Genomic DNA, 16903 nt, shown 5'->3' with positions numbered 1-16903 from the left:
GACGGAGTGAGGCGATTATTTAGGCGATTACCAGGGTCAGCTCGCGACATTGTTGCTTGTCTATGGGGCCTTCCACAAGCAAACCCGCGCTTCGCGCGATGTCAGCCACGTCGTCTACGGAATCAGGGTTGGCCCCGTCGGCAACAGCTAAGGCCAGAATGCGCGCCAATTCCCCTTTGTAGTGTTTGTTGAAGTGAGAGACTACTTTCCGGGAGCCATCCTCGCGTATTGATTCCACCCGGACGGTCACGGCGGGCACCCGCCCGAGTTGTTGGTAGGTGCCAGAGCGCAGATCCACGATGAGTTCTCCGTGCTCTTGCAGGGCTTGTGTGATGGCGCTGCCCCAACGTTTTTTCATGGTGGGGGCCTTACTGGCATTCGTGCCGTCGCTGTTATTGCCAGTGTCATCACTGTTATGGCTGTTATAACGAAGGGGAAGCTTAGTGCCCCCGGATAGGCGGTAATAGGGGATTGGATCAGTTGCGCCGACAATACCGAACAAAGCGGAACCGACTGCTAATGGATTCAGGGCGAAATCCGGAAGACTTGGTGCATCGAGGGCGTCGTACAGCACCCCGGTGTAGCGAAAAATTGCGGGCATGGTGGGGGAGTTGGCGAGTTGTTTATTCGCTTCCAATTCCGGTCGCAGCTTTTCTGATACCCCGAGTACTGAAAAAGCCTGCTCAATCGGCAGAGCCATTAAATCGCGCGCGATCTCCTGGCGAATGTCGTGCAGGCCTGCGAAAGAAAGTTCCGACAAATTATCCCATTGCAACGGCGCGCCGTCGCCGCCAAAAGCTTTGGTTTCGGAAGGAGGAAGAACAATCAGCATACCCCCATACTAGGCAGTAGCGGCAGAATGTAAGCTAAGGGCCATGATCACACGTATGTCCACACTGTTTTTGCGCACGCTGCGCGAAGACCCTGCAGATGCCGAGGTCGCTTCCCACAAACTCCTCGTGCGAGCCGGCTATATTCGACGCGTCGCACCCGGGATTTACACTTGGCTGCCGTTGGGCTTGAAAGCGCTGCGCAGGCTGGAAGGCATCGTGCGAGAAGAAATGGATGCGATTGGCGGCCAAGAGCTGCTTTTCCCAGCGCTGCTGCCACGCGAACCGTATGAGGCGACCGATCGCTGGCGTGAATATGGCGATAACCTGTTCCGTTTGCACGATCGTAAAAACGCAGACCTTCTGTTGGGGCCAACACACGAAGAGATGTTTGCTACAGCAGTTAAGGATATGTTCGGTTCATACAAGGACTTTCCAGTGACCTTGTACCAAGTCCAGACAAAATACCGTGATGAAGAACGCCCCCGCGCTGGTATTTTGCGAGGTCGCGAATTTTTGATGAAAGATTCTTATTCGTTTGACCTCACCGATGAGGGGCTGGATGCGGCGTATCAGCGGCACCGCGATGCTTATCGCCGCGTGTTTGATCGGGTAGGCATTGACTACGCCATCTGTAAAGCAACATCTGGAGCCATGGGAGGCTCAGCATCTGAAGAATTTTTGGCCATCTCTCCTAACGGCGAAGACACTTTCGTCAGCGCAGGCGACTACACCGCAAACGTTGAAGCTGTGACTACCCAGCCAGGTACGGAATCTGACCCCCAGGCGCACCCAGCGGCAGAGTTCCATGAAACCCCAGGCGCCGACACTATCGACGCGCTGGTGGATTGGGCGAACGGACAGGGACTGCAGATTGCCGGCCGTGCCGTGACCGCCGCGGATACCTTGAAGTGTGTGTTGGTGAAGATCCAGCAGCCTGCGCCGGTTGCACAGGGCAAGCTCGCGAAAAAAACCGGCGGCGACGAAAAAATGGACAATGCAGCTGCACAAGCCGAACCCGAGTCCGAACTCGTCGGCGTATTGATTCCTGGCGATCGAGAAGTCGATGTGAAGCGGTTGGAAGCAGCCCTTGAACCAGCCACGGTGCAGCTGGCAGACGCCAAGGATTGTGCAGAATACAATCTAGTACCAGGTTTCATGGGCCCACGTGGGTTGGCAGAAGCTGGATTACGCACATTAGCGGATCCTCGTGTGGTGCGCGGTACTAGCTGGATTGCCGGAGCCGACGAGAAAGACCGCCATGCCGTGGGACTAGTAGCTGGACGCGATTTCGAAGTAACGGATTTCATCGAAGCCGCAGAAGTCAAAGACGGCGACATTGCCCCGAACGGGGAAGTACTCAGCATCCAACGCGGCATCGAGTTAGGCCATATCTTCCAACTGGGCCGAAAATACACGCAAGCATTTAACGTCAATATTCTCGATGAAAACGGCAAACAAGTCGTGCCGACCATGGGCTCGTACGGCATTGGTGTTTCGCGTATGCTGGCCGTTCTTGCCGAACAAAACCATGATGAGAAAGGCCTGATCTGGCCAGCCTCTGCAGCGCCATATCAGGTGCATGTGACCGTCGCGGCCAAAGGCGAGGACGCAAAAATGGCAGGTGATCGTCTGGCTACCAACCTGTCTGATCACGGCATGGATATTTTGTACGACGACCGCCCGAAGGTCAGCCCTGGTGTGCGCTTTAAAGATGCAGAGCTATTAGGTATGCCGCTGATTGCCGTCGTGGGACGGGCATATGCAGATGGCAAGATCGAGCTACGTATTCGTGGCGGCGAAACTCTCGAGGTTGCGGAAGAAGAAATCGTGGCCAAGATTATTCAGCTACTTGGCCACGATCGCCTGGCGCAGCCTGAAGTGTAATTTCTAGGCCTCGATGGTGCCGCGTATGATTGGCGCAACCTTGCCGCCGACCCAAATTTCGGATTCAATATTGATCTCGACCTCACCATTGAATCCGATGCGCGAGCCCTGCTTGGCACGGTAGCGCTGCGGGACGGCATTTTTTGCGTGCAAGAACTGGGCGATCGCGGCGTTCGCGGAACCCGTCACTGGGTCTTCGTGGGAGCCGTGCACGGCACGGACTTCGAGGATTGCTTCACCGGAGGCTGCGTGTCCTGCATCGGCGACAAATTCTTCATCCTTGGCCCCGACGATCGGTTGCGCATCTTTGTGTGTCACGTCTTCCTCGAAACCAAAGAGTGCCATATTGACGTGACCGTGGGTACGCGCTTTAATGCGGCGTACAGCGTCGGCGTTTTTCAGCTGAATCAAAGCCCAACCTGGCCCGTTATCGCCCCACGCGTGGTCGATGATGTCATAATGCGAAATTCCTAACGCCCGCACTATGGTGCCGATAGTGTTATCGTCCAGCGGACCCGTGCGCTGCAATTCGGGTGCCGCGAAGTAGAGCTTGCCGTCTTCTTCGCGCACAGGAACGACTCCGGCCTGGCACTGCTGCGAAACTTCCGTTTTCTCCGTACCCGTAAAACTCCGCCATGCAAACGCTGCACCCAGCGTCGGGTGCCCGGCAAAGGGAAGTTCGCGATCTGGGGTAAAGATGCGCACTTTGTAGTCAGCCGAGCTGCCGTCATCTGGGGAGCACAGAAACGCGGTTTCGGAAAGCCCTGTCCACCGCGCTATGTTTTGCATTTGTTCGTCGCTGAGATCATCAGCGTCATTGATCACCGCTAACGGGTTTCCGGTGAACGAGTCGGTGCTAAAGACGTCTAATTGTAGAAAATCATGGGTACTCATACCGCCAGTCTAACCAAGGTCCTGGTTAGTTTCGGATGCAAAAAGTATTGCGAGGATGACCCACTCGGTATCGCCAGCACTGAGTGCTCGGTGCTTCCACTGCTGAGAAGTCTGCTGTAACGCGGTGGTAACGAACTCGACGGCATTGCCGTCGTGTACGGCGGACACGTCCTGGGCTGCGGGCAGGGCTGATGGCGCATGGCCTTGATACGTCAGGGCGCGCTCTGAGATTTCCCCTCCAAATTGGCGTAAAAGCGCCAACCGGGCATCGGAATGCGCAGCGGCCTGCTCAGTGTGTGCCGCAGCCGCGCCAGCGGTGAAGGCACGAGCAGTTTCCAAAGCAGTGCCCAATTGGTATTCCCAATCTGGCATGTCCGTCCACGACTCAGGCAGGGAAGCCTCGTCGGAGCGCAAGGTGTCGACCGCAGTAGTGAGCGTATTTTCGTGATTGGGTAGCCGGTTGGTCACGGCGACAGCCTGTTCGATCAACAATGCGTGCGACTGCTGTGGGGCGTCGGCAAGCGATTTCACCAGCTGGTGTAGCGCCTGGTCTGGGGTGTTGGCGATGTGGTGGTTGCCGTCGTAGTTGCTGCGTTCTGTGCGATCGACCGCGCAGGTTGCGGGAGCGCTGCCATGTGGGTGGTGGCCGCAGATGCGCGCGATTTCCCCGAATAAATCGCTGGCTTGCTGGGCGCGCAGTTCAGAAAAAACCGGATCGGATTCCGCAAATGCCGCAGCCTCATCTTCTGCGCTAAAAGCCATACTGACTAGAGTCTCGTCCGGTGTGGGGCCAAACGGTTCGGCGATGGCGTCCAAGGAGAAATCACAGCCGGATAGGGCCAAGCTAGCTGTCAGAATGGTTGCGGCTGCGCTGGTGCGGCGAAAACGATGGAAACGGTGAAACCTCGATTTCTCAGGGGACGTAAGGGTGTTTGACGTTGGGGTGTTGTCGCGGTGAGGCTTCCTGGTGAATGCTCGCTTGGGGTTCACAGCGAATAGGTTACCGTTGACGGTTAAGCTGATGGTTATGGCATTCCCGTCTAGCACACAATTGGAAGAGGTGCTCACCCCGATTGCCAGCGCGCAACAGCTGGATATCGAGCACATAAAGATTACCCGTGCAGGTAAGAAATCCCAGGTAGCAATTTATCTTGATGGTGACCAACGCCCGGATTCTGAACTATTAGAAAAACTCTCGCAGCACATCGGCGATGAACTTGACGCGCGGGAAGAAGCTGGCGATATGAGCTTTGGCCCGGGGTATACCCTGGAGGTTTCAACACCGGGCCTGGATATGCCGTTGACAGCCCCTCGTCATTGGCGCCGGAACCGGCACCGTCTAGTTTCTGTACAGATTGCTGGCCGTGGTGCAGCTGAAGTCTGGCGCATTGGTGCGCTTGCCGACGACGGCATGGCCGTGATTTTGGTGCCAACGAAGCAATCCGGTGCCGGCCCTGCGGGATCTTCGACGAAGAAATCCAGCAGCAAAGCCAGCGGTAAGAATAGGCGTGATCCGGTTGCCCTAGAATTGGCGTCTTCGGTGCATGCAGTGGTAGAAATTGAGTTCTCGCAGCCGCCGCAAGCGGAGTTGGCGTTGACGCAGCGGCCGTTCGCCGACGTGCAGATAGCTGAACATATCGTTTCCGGAGCTGCGCTCACTGCGCGTGATGACCAGAACCACGGCGCTAAGAAGCACAACTCCGAAAACCAAGACACCGAAAACCAACACTCCGAAATCCAAGACGCAGACACAGATAGTAAAGACTAGGACGATCACAAGTGAATATTGATCTCAACGCACTACGCAGCATCGAAACTGACAAGGGTATTCCGTTCGAGGAATTGCTCGAAACTATTGCTCGTGCCCTGCTGGGGGCTTACCGTGAGCACCGAGGGTTGGAAGAAGATCTCAGTGGTGCAGGAAAAGCCAACCGGGCACGCGCCGCTGCCGCGGGAATTGAGGGCCCTACGGACCGTGCGCGGATCGATATTGATACAGCAACCGGTGATGCTACGGTCATCGTGCAAGAACTCAACGCCACAGGGGAAGTGGAGTCGGAATATGACGACACTCCAATCAATTTCGCACGCATTGGCGCCCCGGCGGTTCGGAACGCCATCGTGCGAAAACTGCGCGAAGCTGAAGCAGGACGGACATATGAAACGTATTCCGAGACCGAAGGCCGTGTGGTCTCAGGAGTGGTGCAGGCCGATGCACGCGCCAATGAACGGGGAATCGTTGTCGTTGAGCTGGGTACGGAAATTGAGGCGCAAGACGGAATTTTGTTGCCGGCGGAGCAAATACCAGGCGAGAAGCTGAAGCACGGTGATCGGATCAAGGCTTATGTTGTTGGCGTTAACCGGCAAAACAACAACGTTCAGGTGAATCTTTCCCGCACCCACCCGGACCTGGTCCGCGGTCTGTTTGAATTAGAGGTACCGGAGGTCGCGGACGGTAGCGTCGAGATCCTCTCGATTGCCCGTGAAGCCGGCCATCGCACGAAGATTGCTGTGCGTGGCAATGCCAAGGGGCTGAACCCGAAAGGTGCTTGTATTGGCCCCCGTGGGCAACGTGTGAACAATGTGATGCGTGAACTCGGCGGCGAAAAGATCGACATCATTGGATATTCAGATAACCCGGCGGTGTACGTGGGAAATGCGTTGGCGCCGTCAAAGGTAGTGGCAGCTGAAGTATTGGACGAACAAGAACAGAAAGCCCGCGTCGTTGTTCCGGATTATCAGTTGTCACTGGCTATTGGGAAAGAAGGGCAAAATGCTCGCTTGGCGGCTCGATTGACCGGCTGGAAGATCGATATTCACTCGGATACTGAAAAGCTGGAGCCGCTAGCGCAAGTACGCGCCCGCGTGCAAGCGGAATCTGCGGCTGCAGCAGTTTCTGCGACCGAAAGCAGTGCTGAAGGCTCAGCAGTTGTAGCTGCTTCAGTTGACGAATCTGTGTCGGATGCTGTCGTCGACGGGTCCGGAGCTGAAGGAGAAAGCAAGCCGCAGGAATAAGTGCGGAGGATCGGCAAAGTTCACCTTTTGCTTATTTTCTATTAGACTGGATTATCGCGTGCAGAACAGCTGCAGGCGAGTGCGAGCATTTCACGGTAGGAAGGATGCGATGGCCCGAGGTGTGCAACCGGTTCGGACCTGCATCGCTACCCGGAAACGATACGACGATACTCACCTGCTACGTATGGTGATTGACCCCAATGACCATCATCGTGTTCTCGCAGATCCTTCCCGCAGCCTACCGGGCCGCGGTGCGTGGATAACGCCGGAACTATCTGCACTCGATACGGCGCTGCAACGTCGCGCCTTAGAGCGTGCGTTCAAAACGTCCAGGAAACTGGACGCTGGTCATGTACGGACGTACCTAGAAGCTCGCGCCACTTCACCGACTAGAGAATGTAAGGAAGACCGACACTGATGAGCACTCAACCATGAAGTTGCATCAGCGATGAAAGTCACTAGCACACCCTAGAGGTCACAAGGGTTACTTGGGCCTCTAGTAAACAACAGAGGAGTCAAGTGCCCGGAAAATTACGCGTACACGAGCTAGCAAAACAGCTCGGCATTACCAGTAAAGAACTACTGGCGACGCTGAAAGAAAAAGGCGAATTCGTCAAAACCGCATCGTCCACGATTGAGCCGCCGGTAGTCAAAAAAATGCGTGCGCACTACGAACAAGATGCAGCAAACGAAGCTGCCCCATCTGCCGCGCAAAAAACCGGTCCAGCAGGCGCTCAGACAAAACCTGGGGCACAGCCTGGAGCAAAATCTCAGACTGGTGCGCCAAAACCAGGTCAGGCGAAACCAGGCCAAATGAAGCCTGGGCAAGCCGCGCAAGCGAAGCCTGGTCAGTCGCAATCAGGCGCACCGAAACCAGGCCAAGAACGTCCAGCAAAGCCTGCAAATCCAGGTGCGCGGGCACCAAAGCCTGGATCGGATCGCCCAGCTAAGCCTGGTCCGAACAAGGCTGCCGCAGGTGCAGACAAACGCCAGGGACAGCGTTCGAGCGCCAATGCGCCGAAACCAGGTCAGACAAAACCAGGCCCAACGAAGCCTGGGCAAGCCGTGCAAGCGAAACCCGGTCAGGCGAAACCAGGTACACCAAATCCTGGCAATGCAATGCCTCGTCCGATGCCAAAGCCTGGTGGGCGCCCAAAGGTGGCGAACAACCCGTTCTCATCTGGTACGGGAGACGATCGTGCGAAACCCGGTCCACGTCCGGGTGGTTCTAAGGGGCCAAAACCGGGACAGGGGCAAGGCAAACCTGCTCGCGATGGTGGTGGCGCTAAACCACGCAATAATCGTGATGATCGTTCGGCTTCTTCGAATGAACGCAGCGGTGGCGGACGTCGTCCAACCCCGGCGATGATGCCAGCGACGCCAACTCCGGCGGCAATGCCGAACAAACAGTCCGGTAGTGGTCGTGGACGCGGGAAAGCAGGCCCAGGTGGCCCAGGGCGTGGTGGCCCTCCAGCTGGTGGCTTCCGCGGTGGCCGTGGCGGCCGTCGTGGTGGTACCGCAGGTGCATTCGGGCGTCCAGGCGGCCCACCGCGTCGTGGTAAGAAGTCGAAGCGTCAGAAGAAAGCCGAGTACGAGGAGCTGCACGCACCAAATGTAGTCGGCGGTGTGCGCTTACCAGATGGCAAGGGCAAGACCGTTCGTCTGCGTCGCGGCGCTTCTGTGTCGGATTTTGCGGAAAAGATCAACGCTGATCCAGCCGCACTGGTGCAGGCTTTGTTCAACATGGGTGAGATGGTGACCGCAACGGCAACGGTGTCGGAAGAGACCCTGCAGTTGTTGGCCGCCGAGATCAACTATGAACTCGAAGTGGTTTCCCCAGAAGACGAGGACCGCGAGCTGCTGGAGTCGTTCGACCTGCAGTTCGGTGAAGACGAAGGCGACGAGGAAGACCTCGCGAAACGCCCTCCAGTCATCACCGTCATGGGCCACGTTGACCACGGTAAGACTCGACTGTTGGACACCATCCGTAAGACAAACGAAGGTGAGGGTGAAGCCGGTGGCATCACCCAGGGCATTGGTGCATACCAGACCGAGATTACGGCTGAAGGTAAGCAGCGTGTGCTGACGTTCCTGGATACCCCAGGTCACGAAGCATTCACCCAGATGCGTGCTCGTGGTGCGAAAGCCACCGACCTGGCTATTCTGGTGGTTGCTGCCGACGACGGCGTGATGCCGCAGACCATTGAGGCGATTAACCACGCGAAGGCCGCAGATATCCCAGTGGTCGTTGCCGTCAACAAGATCGATAAGCCGGAAGCACAACCGGACAAGATTCGTGGTCAGCTGACTGAATACGGGTTGATTCCGGAAGAGTACGGCGGCGATACGATGTTCATCGATATCTCTGCGCGTCAGGGAACCAACATAGATGAGCTGCTCGAAGCCGTTGTTCTTACCGCGGATGCCGCGTTGGAGTTGACTGCCAACCCGGACATGAATGCCCAAGGTCTGGCGATCGAAGCCAACTTGGACCGCGGTCGTGGTCCGGTTGCCACCGTCATTGTGCAGCGCGGAACCTTGCACGTCGGCGATTCGATCGTCGTCGGCGATGCCCATGGCCGTGTCCGTCGCATGGTGGATGAATTCGGCCATGACGTCGATGAAGCCGGTCCTTCGCGCCCAGTACAGGTGCAAGGTTTGAACGGCGTGCCTGGTGCCGGTGACTCGCTGCTGGTAGTGGAAGATGACCGGGTCGCTCGCCAGATCGCTGCGCAGCGTGATGCTCGTCGTCGTTCTGCAATGCAGGCGAAGACGAAGAAGCGCGTGTCCTTGGAGGATCTGGACAAGGTGCTGAAGGAAACCAGCACGCTCAACCTGATCCTGAAGGGCGACAATGCTGGTTCGGTCGAGGCCTTGGAAGACGCTTTGCTGCAGATCGAAATCGACGACGAGGTCGAGCTGAACATCATCGACCGTGGTGTCGGTGCTGTCACACAGACCAACGTGTCGCTGGCCGCTGCATCGGATGCTGTCATCGTGGCGTTCAACGTCCGCGCGGAAGGCAAAGCCACCGAGGCTGCCAACCAAGAAGGCGTCGATCTGCGCTACTACACGGTCATCTACCGTGCGATCGAAGAGATCGAGCAGGCTCTCAAGGGCATGCTCAAGCCGATCTACGAAGAGCGCGATACCGGTGAAGCCGAAATCCGTGCGCTGTTCAAGTCTTCGGCTGTCGGCCTCATTGCGGGTTGTATGGTCAACGAAGGTTCCGTCAAGCGCAACGGAAAGGCCCGCATCCTGCGCGATGGCAATGTCATCGCACCGAATGCCACGATCGAGTCTCTGCGTCACGAAAAGGACGACATGAACGAGATCAAGGCCGGTTATGAATGCGGTATGACCCTGTCTTACCCAGACATTCAGGTTGGCGATATTATCCAGGCTTACGAAGAAGTCGAGGTTCCACGCGACTAGTAGTACCTAGCGTGCAGCCAGGCGGAGTCCATCGGGCACGTCCGGCAAGCTAGATCCTTGAGACTTCCTGTAGACCCACCACGTAATGGTGGGAGGCCCTCACCGTATACACCCATCCGAGTTGGCTCATCGCCACCTCGGGTGGGTGTTTTTCGTCTGCGCTAAAATAGCGGAAAATGAATAGCAATTCGTCACCGAATCAATGGGGAAAGATTGTTACGACACTGACTGCGCGGTGTGTTTCGTCTCTGCCAGCAGTCCTTATGTGAAAGGTAAATATTTCATGGCTGATAATGCACGAACAGGCCGGATCGCTAAGCGTATCCAAGAAATTGTCGCGAACGCCCTAGAACACCAGATTAAGGATCGCCGACTCGAACTCATTACTGTCACTGATACGCGTGTGACCGGCGATTTGCACAACGCGACAGTGTATTACACCGTGCGCGGTCGTGATATCAACGAAGAACCTGACTTGGATCAGGCTGCAGAAGCTTTGCACCGCCACCGCGGCCAACTGCGGAAGATCGTCGGTGATGTGCTGTCCGTGCGGTTTACCCCCACCCTCGAGTTTGAATTCGACGAAGTTCCGCAAGCCTCTGCCCATATGGAAGGCTTACTCGCGAAAGCGAAAGCTCGTGATGAAGAACTCGCACGTTTGCGGCAGCAGGCACGGCCTGCTGGAGACGAAGACCCGTATAAGGACTCTGAGTAATGCCCTATTCTCAGGTAGCTAGCGCCATTCGCCAGGCACGGCGGGTGATTATCGTGGCGCATGTGAACCCGGATGCTGATGCCATCGGCTCGGCGTGCGCGCTTGCCCTGGGACTCAAGCAACTTGGTATCAACTCGCGGCTGTACGTGGGACAAGATAAACCAATTCCGGACAACCTCTTGTCTATCCCATATGCAGAAAACGTGGAGCTATTTGAACGGGACCAGGAATTTCCGCCTGCCGACGTCGTCATAAGTGTTGATTGCGGCTCGCTGTCTCGAACTGGCACAGCTTCGGCAGAATATCAGGCATTTTCCGGACCGCGCATTAATATTGACCATCACGACACAAACCCAGGCTACGGTGACATTAACTTGGTAGATCCCACCAGGGAGTCCACGACCGTGGTGCTCTTCGAGTTGTTTCGGACCCTGGGGATCTCGCTAGATCGGGAGATCGCGCACGGGTTGTATGCCGGGTTGATGACCGATACTGGAAGTTTTCGCTGGGGTAGTCGCCTCATGCACACCATGGCTGCTGAGCTGATGGATTACGGGCTCGACCCAAAGCAAATCGCTGTTGATTTGGTGGATTTGACGGCTCCGGATGATCTGCAAATGACGGGCGAGGTACTGTCCAACCTGCAGATTAAATCCGCTGGATCGGTAACAATGGCGGTGTTACAAGTCCCGCACCACATTATCGCTGCGCATAATCAATCTGCGGTGGAAAAGCTCGTGGATTTTGTCCGCTCGCTCGACGGCACCAATCTCGGAGTGGTGTACAAGGAGATGTCTCCGGGATATTGGAATGGTTCGCTGCGTTCACGGGAAATTGATTGCTCGGCGATTGCCATGAAATTAGGTGGTGGCGGCCATATTCCGGCGGCGGGATTTTCGGCACGGGGCACGGCTGCGGAAGTGATCGATGAACTACTGACTGTTATTGAACGTGAGTGCCCATGACCCTACCTTCTCAGACACATTCACCCGGTGCAGATAGCGCGGAGATTAGCGCTCGCACAATCTTCGGCCTAGCGCTTCCGGCGCTCGGGGTTCTTGCTGCCATGCCGCTGTATTTATTGCTGGATACAGCAGTCGTGGGGAGGCTTGGGAGCTTCGAACTCGCCGCGCTGGGTGCTGGAGCCACTGTCCAGTCGATGTTGACTACCCAGTTGACTTTTTTGTCTTATGGAACAACTGCCCGGGCCTCGCGGTTATATGGGCAAGGCAAGAAATCAGCTGCTATTGCCGAGGGCGTGCAGGCAACGTGGGTTGCGGTTGCAGTGGGTCTATTGCTGGCTGCCGTGCTGTGGACCTTCGGTTCGCATATCGCACAGTGGTTAACCGGCGATCCGAATGTGGCAGCTGCAACGGCTAGTTGGTTGCATGTGTCCGCGTTAGCGATCCCACTGACCTTAGTCACCATGGCAGGTAATGGGTGGATGCGCGGGATTCAGAATACCCGGTGGCCGTTCTATTTCACGCTGGCTGGTGTGGTCCCCGGGGCAATTGCCCTGCCATTTTTGGTCTCCATGTTCGGCCTTGTGGGCTCTGCCTGGGCGAATGTGTTGGGGATGGGGCTTACCGCAACTTGTTTCGTAGTATGCCTGTTGCGCGCTCATGATGGTAGTTGGACACCGCAGGCTCGAGTGATCATGCGCCAACTGGTGTTGGGGCGCGATTTGATTTTGCGTTCTCTTGCATTCCAGGTGGCGTTTTTGTCTGCCGCGGGTGTGGCTGCGCGGTTCGGCACACATGCTTTGGCAGCGCACCAGATTATGTTGCAGCTGTGGAATTTCCTTACTCTGGTGTTGGATTCGCTGGCTATTGCCGCGCAAGCGCTTATTGGTGCTGCACTCGGTGGAAAGACCGTCACCGCGGCCCGGCGCGCTGGCTTGAAAATTACCTGGTATTCCACCATTTTCGCGTTGGCGCTTGCGGCTGTATTCGCAGTATTTTCTGGTTGGATCCCGCGGTTGTTTACTGATGATGCTGGGGTACTGGATACTATTGCGGCACCGTGGTGGTTATTGCTCATGATGATTGTGCTGGGCGGGGTGTTGTTTGCCTTTGATGGCGTCTTACTCGGTGCGGGTGATGTTGCGTTTTTACGCACAATCACAATCGGTTCGGTGCTTCTGGGGTTTCTGCCGGGTGTGTGGATCGCCTATCTTGTCGACGGTGGGTTGACGGGTATCTGGTGCGGGTTGTTGGCGTTTATTGCGCTGCGTACCGCGGCGGTGGTCTATCGGTTCCAATCCATGAAGTGGGCGGTGATTGACTCATGACCCACCTTGATGAAGCAAGCGAGCCGGTTGAGTTCCCACCGACCGTGTGGGCAGTGGCGGATCTGCATGCCGCAGTTCGGGCGAACCGGAAGCGTCTGGCGGAAATTACGCCGCGGCATCCCGATGATTGGTTAATTGTGGCCGGTGATGTTGCGGAGCGATTTGACCTTATCGCTTCGGTGTTAAATGAGTTGCGTAGCCGGTTTGCCCAGGTGATTTGGGTACCCGGTAATCACGAGTTGTTTTGTCGCTCTACGGATGCACATGTCGGGCGCGCGAAATACGACAGTCTGGTGCAGCTTTGCCGCGAGATTAATGTATTGACTCCAGAAGATAGTTTCCCGGTCTTCGGGGATACCACGATTGTGCCTTTGTTTACGTTATACGATTACAGCTTTCGCCCAGCGGGCATGGGTGTGGAGGAGGCATTAGACGCTGCAGGGCAGAAAAATGTGGTGCTGGCCGACGAAATCGCCATCGCGCCGTTTACTGATATTCGTGCATGGTGTTGGGATCGGTTAGCGTATTCCATTACTCGTTTGTCGCGGGTACATGGACCAACGGTATTGATTAACCATTGGCCGTTGGTGCAGGAACCGACACTGCGCCTAGGGCTACCGGAGGTTGCTCTGTGGTGTGGGACTCGTCATACGCGTCATTGGCCGCGGCGCTATAACGCGAAAGCGGTGGTGTATGGACATTTGCACATGCCGGACGAGAGTGAATTCGATGGTGTGCTGCACCATGAGGTCTCGCTGGGATATCCCCGGGAGTGGACGCGTTACGACGAGGATAGAGTCTGGCCTTGCCCAATTCTGGAGCTTGCCGATGACGGCGCCGGAACGATGACGGCACACACGGCTTACCGACAGCGGGGAAGGGGGATGCAATGACTAACCACAACCGCGAGTTTTTGTTGCCAGATTCCGCCCGTATGGTTGTGATACGGAGCACCCGTGATGGTGACTTGGTGAATTTCCACAGTTTGCATCCGCTGGAACAAACCCTCGTTGCCCATTCGGTAGATAAGCGGAAAGCAGAATTTGGTGATGCGCGGTGGTGCGCACATCAAGCACTGGCCCAACTGGGGTATACCGGCGCAGCGCCGATATTGCGGGGCAACCGTGGGATGCCGCTGTGGCCAGATGGGTTTTGCGGTTCCATGTCGCATACCTCTGGCATGCGGGCAGCTGCGGTGGCGCCTATTGAGAAGGTGCGTAGCTTGGGCATCGATATCGAACCAGCGCAAAAGCTTCCCGTTGATATCGTTGACTTAATCGTAAGGGATACGGAAAAACCACAGATTTCACGCCTGCGCTCTGCAGGGATTCCGTATGCAGACCGGATAATTTTCTGTGCCAAAGAAACGGTCTACAAGACGTGGTTTCCTATGACCCAGCGCTGGCTGGGATTTGAACAAGCCGAAATTGATGTACGGGAGGATGGGACGTTTATTGCTTATTTGTTGGTGCGCCCCACTCCGGTGCCTTTTATCAGTGGGCGGTGGGCGATCGAGGACGGATTCGTGATTACTGCTGCTGTGGTGTCTGTCTAAGATCGGTTTATACAGCGTGCCAGCGCACGCACGTTGGTTGGGTCCTCAGTAAACCGATTACAAGGTGCTCGGGCGTGCTACGAAAATCGTTTTAATTTCTGCGCCCTCTGTGACCAGTGCGATCGCGCGCCCGTCGGGAGCAACTGCTGCATGTATACCGTCGAGACCGCAGGCAGGGAGCCGTTTTCCCATGCTCAAATCGTGCGCTTGTTGATCTGTGACCTGCCAGATGGGGTAGGTCCGGGTCAATGCTTCATCCAGGCTCAGGCTAATTGCTGGTACGTCGGCAAGCTCATCGAGGCTTTGTGCATCCGTAATAGAATATGCGCCCACCTGCGTGCGGCGTAGCGCGGTAAGGTGCCCGCCGACGCCGAGGTCAGCCCCAATATCACGGGCTAGGCTGCGGATATACGTGCCGGAAGAACACGCGACGGTGCACTCGATATCGATCCAGCCACCGCTGATTTCACTGCCTTTCCTCGCGCTGTCTGTATTTTCACTGTCTGTAGAACGATTGATGGAATGAATCTCGAAACTACTGATCGTGACGGTGCGTGCCGGAATTTCGACGTGCTCGCCGTCACGGACGCGCTGGTGGGCGCGTTTGCCGTCAATTTTGATGGCCGAGACTTTCGCCGGGACTTGTTCAACAGTGCCGGTCCAGGCAGCGGCGGCCGCGTAAATCTCGTCATCGGAAAGCGCTGCTAGACGAGCCTGTATCTGCGATTGGCTCAGCCCGGCAGAAATTTCTTCGGGGAGCAGGAAATCGCCTTCGGCATCATCGGTGGTGGTGCCTGCGCCGAGCCGAATGGTTGCCTGATAACCTTTCGTCGCCGCCACCATGTGCGCCAAAAATTTCGTGCCACGTTCGATACCGGCAACCAGAACTCCCGTGGCCATGGGGTCTAAGGTGCCCGCATGTCCGACTTTTTTGGTTCGGAATATCCGTCGCAGCTTGCCGACAACGTCGTGTGATGTCATGCCAGCGGGTTTGTCGACGACTACCAAACCAGATCCTGCCAACGAGTCCGTTTGCTGCTTAGTCTGCTGTTTAGTCGGCTGGTCAGTCTGCGGGTTGCTTTGAACGTTCGTGTGCGAAAAATCCGTAGCTGAATTCATAGCAGTCAGTGTATGCCTTAAGCTGGCAGGGTGAATATTTGGCACGGTATGGACGAGATCCCAGAACACGTGGATTCTGCTGTGGTCACTATCGGCGTTTTCGATGGTGTACACCGCGGGCACCAAGAGCTAATTTCTGCTGCTGTGGGCAAGTCGCGCGCTACTGGGCAGCAGTCGGTGTTGGTTACTTTCGATCCGCACCCAGTCAGTGTGTTTTTGCCGGAACGCGCCCCCTTGGCGTTGGGGACGTTTGATCAGCGGATGTCGGTCGTCGACAAGATGGGCATCGACAATGTCATGGTGATTGACTTCACCAAGGAAATGGCGGGGTGGTCGCCGCAGGAATATGTCGATCGGCTGCTCGTCGGCAAGCTGCATGCCAACCATGTGATCATTGGGGAGAATTTCACGTTTGGCAAAAATGCCGTCGGCACGCCCGATGTGATGCGACAGCTGTGCCAGCCATACGGTATTTCCGTAGATCTCGTCGACTTATTGCATGATCGGCTGCATGAGTCTGACGTATCTGCGCAAGACCACACCTTGATTTGTTCCACGGCCATCCGGAGATTCTTGGCGACGGGCGATGTTGTCTCTGCGCGCTGGGCATTGGGGCGGCCATTTAGCGTCTATGGTCCGATTGTTCGCGGCGCGGGTAGGGGAGGCAAGGAGCTGGGCTTTCCGACGGCGAACCAGTATTTTCCGGACAACCTCGCGCTTCCTGCCGACGGCGTGTATGCCGGCTGGCTTGTGGTTGAAGGTGCAAACTCACCGGTCGATGGAAATATCGTTCCGGGTACTGCTTATGCTGCCGCGATATCGGTGGGAACCAACCCGACTTTTGGCGATGACGAGCGCAGCGTGGAATCTTTCGTGTTGGACAGGGAGGCAGATCTCTACGGTTTCAGCGCCACCGTGCATTTCGTCGCTCGTATCCGCGCGATGGAGAAGTACGACAGTCTGGATGACTTGCTGGCGGCGATTTCTCGGGATGTCGAAAACGTGCGCGAAATATTGGCGCGTGACCTTGCGTCACAGGATGCGGGCGTAAGCGGAGCAAGCGGCAGAGGCAGCGGTGTGGGCGATCACGTGATAGTTGCAGAGGAGTTCTTTTTGCAAGCCAGCCCCCATAACGGCTAAAATGATCGTTTGGTTTGCGACTA

At 56.4% G+C, this 16903-nt stretch carries 13 protein-coding genes and 2 pseudogenes; 11 read left to right on the top strand and 4 right to left on the bottom strand.

The window, feature by feature from the left end; genetic code table 11:
- Positions 1-19: 19 nt before the first annotated feature.
- Positions 20-832, bottom strand: a complete 813-nt coding sequence (yaaA, locus tag QP888_RS00900; RefSeq protein ID WP_284811513.1) for a peroxide stress protein YaaA — start codon at positions 830-832, stop codon at positions 20-22.
- 43 nt (positions 833-875) lie between these two features.
- Here yaaA and QP888_RS00895 point away from each other — a divergent pair, with 43 nt between their 5' ends.
- Positions 876-2717 (top strand): proline--tRNA ligase, encoded by a 1842-nt coding sequence (locus QP888_RS00895; protein WP_284811511.1) that lies wholly within the window; start codon positions 876-878, stop codon positions 2715-2717.
- Between the two features lie 3 nt (positions 2718-2720).
- Here the strand turns inward: QP888_RS00895 and QP888_RS00890 are convergent, their stop codons facing one another.
- Together QP888_RS00890 and QP888_RS00885 are read right to left on the bottom strand one after the other, a co-directional pair.
- Complete coding sequence (locus tag QP888_RS00890; RefSeq protein ID WP_284811510.1) at positions 2721-3611, bottom strand: PhzF family phenazine biosynthesis protein; 891 nt, start codon at positions 3609-3611, stop codon at positions 2721-2723.
- Positions 3612-3620: 9 nt separating this feature from the next.
- Complete coding sequence (locus QP888_RS00885; protein ID WP_284811508.1) at positions 3621-4373, bottom strand: hypothetical protein; 753 nt, start codon at positions 4371-4373, stop codon at positions 3621-3623.
- 265 nt (positions 4374-4638) lie between these two features.
- On the opposite strand from QP888_RS00885, the pseudogene rimP reads away from it, so the two are divergent.
- The 9 genes and pseudogenes from rimP to QP888_RS00840 all read left to right on the top strand — a co-directional run.
- A pseudogene (rimP, locus tag QP888_RS00880) lies at positions 4639-5223 on the top strand (ribosome maturation factor RimP); the annotation flags it as partial.
- Positions 5224-5390: 167 nt separating this feature from the next.
- Positions 5391-6443, top strand: a pseudogene (nusA, locus tag QP888_RS00875) (transcription termination factor NusA); the annotation flags it as partial.
- Between the two features lie 130 nt (positions 6444-6573).
- Positions 6574-7044 carry a YlxR family protein gene (locus QP888_RS00870; protein ID WP_350338208.1) on the top strand — a complete coding sequence of 157 codons (471 nt, stop codon included), beginning with the start codon at positions 6574-6576 and terminating at the stop codon, positions 7042-7044.
- Between the two features lie 101 nt (positions 7045-7145).
- The gene (gene infB / locus QP888_RS00865; RefSeq protein WP_284811503.1) at positions 7146-10061 is read left to right on the top strand and encodes a translation initiation factor IF-2; all 2916 of its coding nucleotides are present in this window, start codon (positions 7146-7148) and stop codon (positions 10059-10061) included.
- A gap of 283 nt (positions 10062-10344) precedes the next feature.
- Positions 10345-10776: a 30S ribosome-binding factor RbfA gene (gene rbfA / locus QP888_RS00860; protein ID WP_018119744.1), complete on the top strand. Its 432-nt coding sequence runs from the start codon at positions 10345-10347 to the stop codon at positions 10774-10776.
- Entirely contained in the window at positions 10776-11741 is a 966-nt protein-coding gene (locus tag QP888_RS00855; RefSeq protein ID WP_284811500.1) for a DHH family phosphoesterase, read from the top strand. Before rbfA ends, QP888_RS00855 begins: the two co-directional genes overlap by 1 nt.
- On the top strand, positions 11738-13066 hold the full coding sequence (locus QP888_RS00850; protein WP_284811498.1) for an MATE family efflux transporter: 1329 nt from the start codon (positions 11738-11740) through the stop codon (positions 13064-13066). Before QP888_RS00855 ends, QP888_RS00850 begins: the two co-directional genes overlap by 4 nt.
- Positions 13063-13959 (top strand): metallophosphoesterase family protein, encoded by an 897-nt coding sequence (locus QP888_RS00845; protein WP_284811497.1) that lies wholly within the window; start codon positions 13063-13065, stop codon positions 13957-13959. Before QP888_RS00850 ends, QP888_RS00845 begins: the two co-directional genes overlap by 4 nt.
- Positions 13956-14621 (top strand): 4'-phosphopantetheinyl transferase family protein, encoded by a 666-nt coding sequence (locus QP888_RS00840; RefSeq protein ID WP_284811495.1) that lies wholly within the window; start codon positions 13956-13958, stop codon positions 14619-14621. The genes QP888_RS00845 and QP888_RS00840 overlap by 4 nt, the downstream gene beginning before the upstream one ends.
- Positions 14622-14678: 57 nt before the next feature.
- Here the strand turns inward: QP888_RS00840 and truB are convergent, their stop codons facing one another.
- On the bottom strand, positions 14679-15602 hold the full coding sequence (truB, locus tag QP888_RS00835; RefSeq protein ID WP_502869077.1) for a tRNA pseudouridine(55) synthase TruB: 924 nt from the start codon (positions 15600-15602) through the stop codon (positions 14679-14681).
- 168 nt (positions 15603-15770) lie between these two features.
- On the opposite strand from truB, the gene QP888_RS00830 reads away from it, so the two are divergent.
- Complete coding sequence (locus QP888_RS00830; protein ID WP_284811491.1) at positions 15771-16880, top strand: bifunctional riboflavin kinase/FAD synthetase; 1110 nt, start codon at positions 15771-15773, stop codon at positions 16878-16880.
- Positions 16881-16903: the final 23 nt, after the last annotated feature.

This window comes from Corynebacterium sp. MSK297 (genome assembly GCF_030232885.1).
Classification (GTDB): Bacteria; Actinomycetota; Actinomycetes; order Mycobacteriales; family Mycobacteriaceae; genus Corynebacterium.
The sequence above is the reverse complement of the archived record's forward strand: the minus strand, read 5'-3'. Positions and strand labels throughout refer to the sequence as shown.

Excerpts from the sequence above, each read along its gene's own strand:
- yaaA (WP_284811513.1), bottom strand. The coding sequence starts at position 832 with ATGCTGATTGTTCTTCCTCCTTCCGAAACCAAAGCTTTTGGCGGCGAC.
- QP888_RS00895 (WP_284811511.1), top strand. The coding sequence starts at position 876 with ATGATCACACGTATGTCCACACTGTTTTTGCGCACGCTGCGCGAAGAC.
- QP888_RS00890 (WP_284811510.1), bottom strand. The coding sequence starts at position 3,611 with ATGAGTACCCATGATTTTCTACAATTAGACGTCTTTAGCACCGACTCG.
- QP888_RS00885 (WP_284811508.1), bottom strand. The coding sequence starts at position 4,373 with ATGGCTTTTAGCGCAGAAGATGAGGCTGCGGCATTTGCGGAATCCGAT.
- QP888_RS00870 (WP_350338208.1), top strand. The coding sequence starts at position 6,574 with ATGCTGTCGTCGACGGGTCCGGAGCTGAAGGAGAAAGCAAGCCGCAGG.
- rbfA (WP_018119744.1), top strand. The coding sequence starts at position 10,345 with ATGGCTGATAATGCACGAACAGGCCGGATCGCTAAGCGTATCCAAGAA.
- QP888_RS00855 (WP_284811500.1), top strand. The coding sequence starts at position 10,776 with ATGCCCTATTCTCAGGTAGCTAGCGCCATTCGCCAGGCACGGCGGGTG.
- QP888_RS00850 (WP_284811498.1), top strand. The coding sequence starts at position 11,738 with ATGACCCTACCTTCTCAGACACATTCACCCGGTGCAGATAGCGCGGAG.
- QP888_RS00845 (WP_284811497.1), top strand. The coding sequence starts at position 13,063 with ATGACCCACCTTGATGAAGCAAGCGAGCCGGTTGAGTTCCCACCGACC.
- QP888_RS00840 (WP_284811495.1), top strand. The coding sequence starts at position 13,956 with ATGACTAACCACAACCGCGAGTTTTTGTTGCCAGATTCCGCCCGTATG.
- truB (WP_502869077.1), bottom strand. The coding sequence starts at position 15,602 with ATGACATCACACGACGTTGTCGGCAAGCTGCGACGGATATTCCGAACC.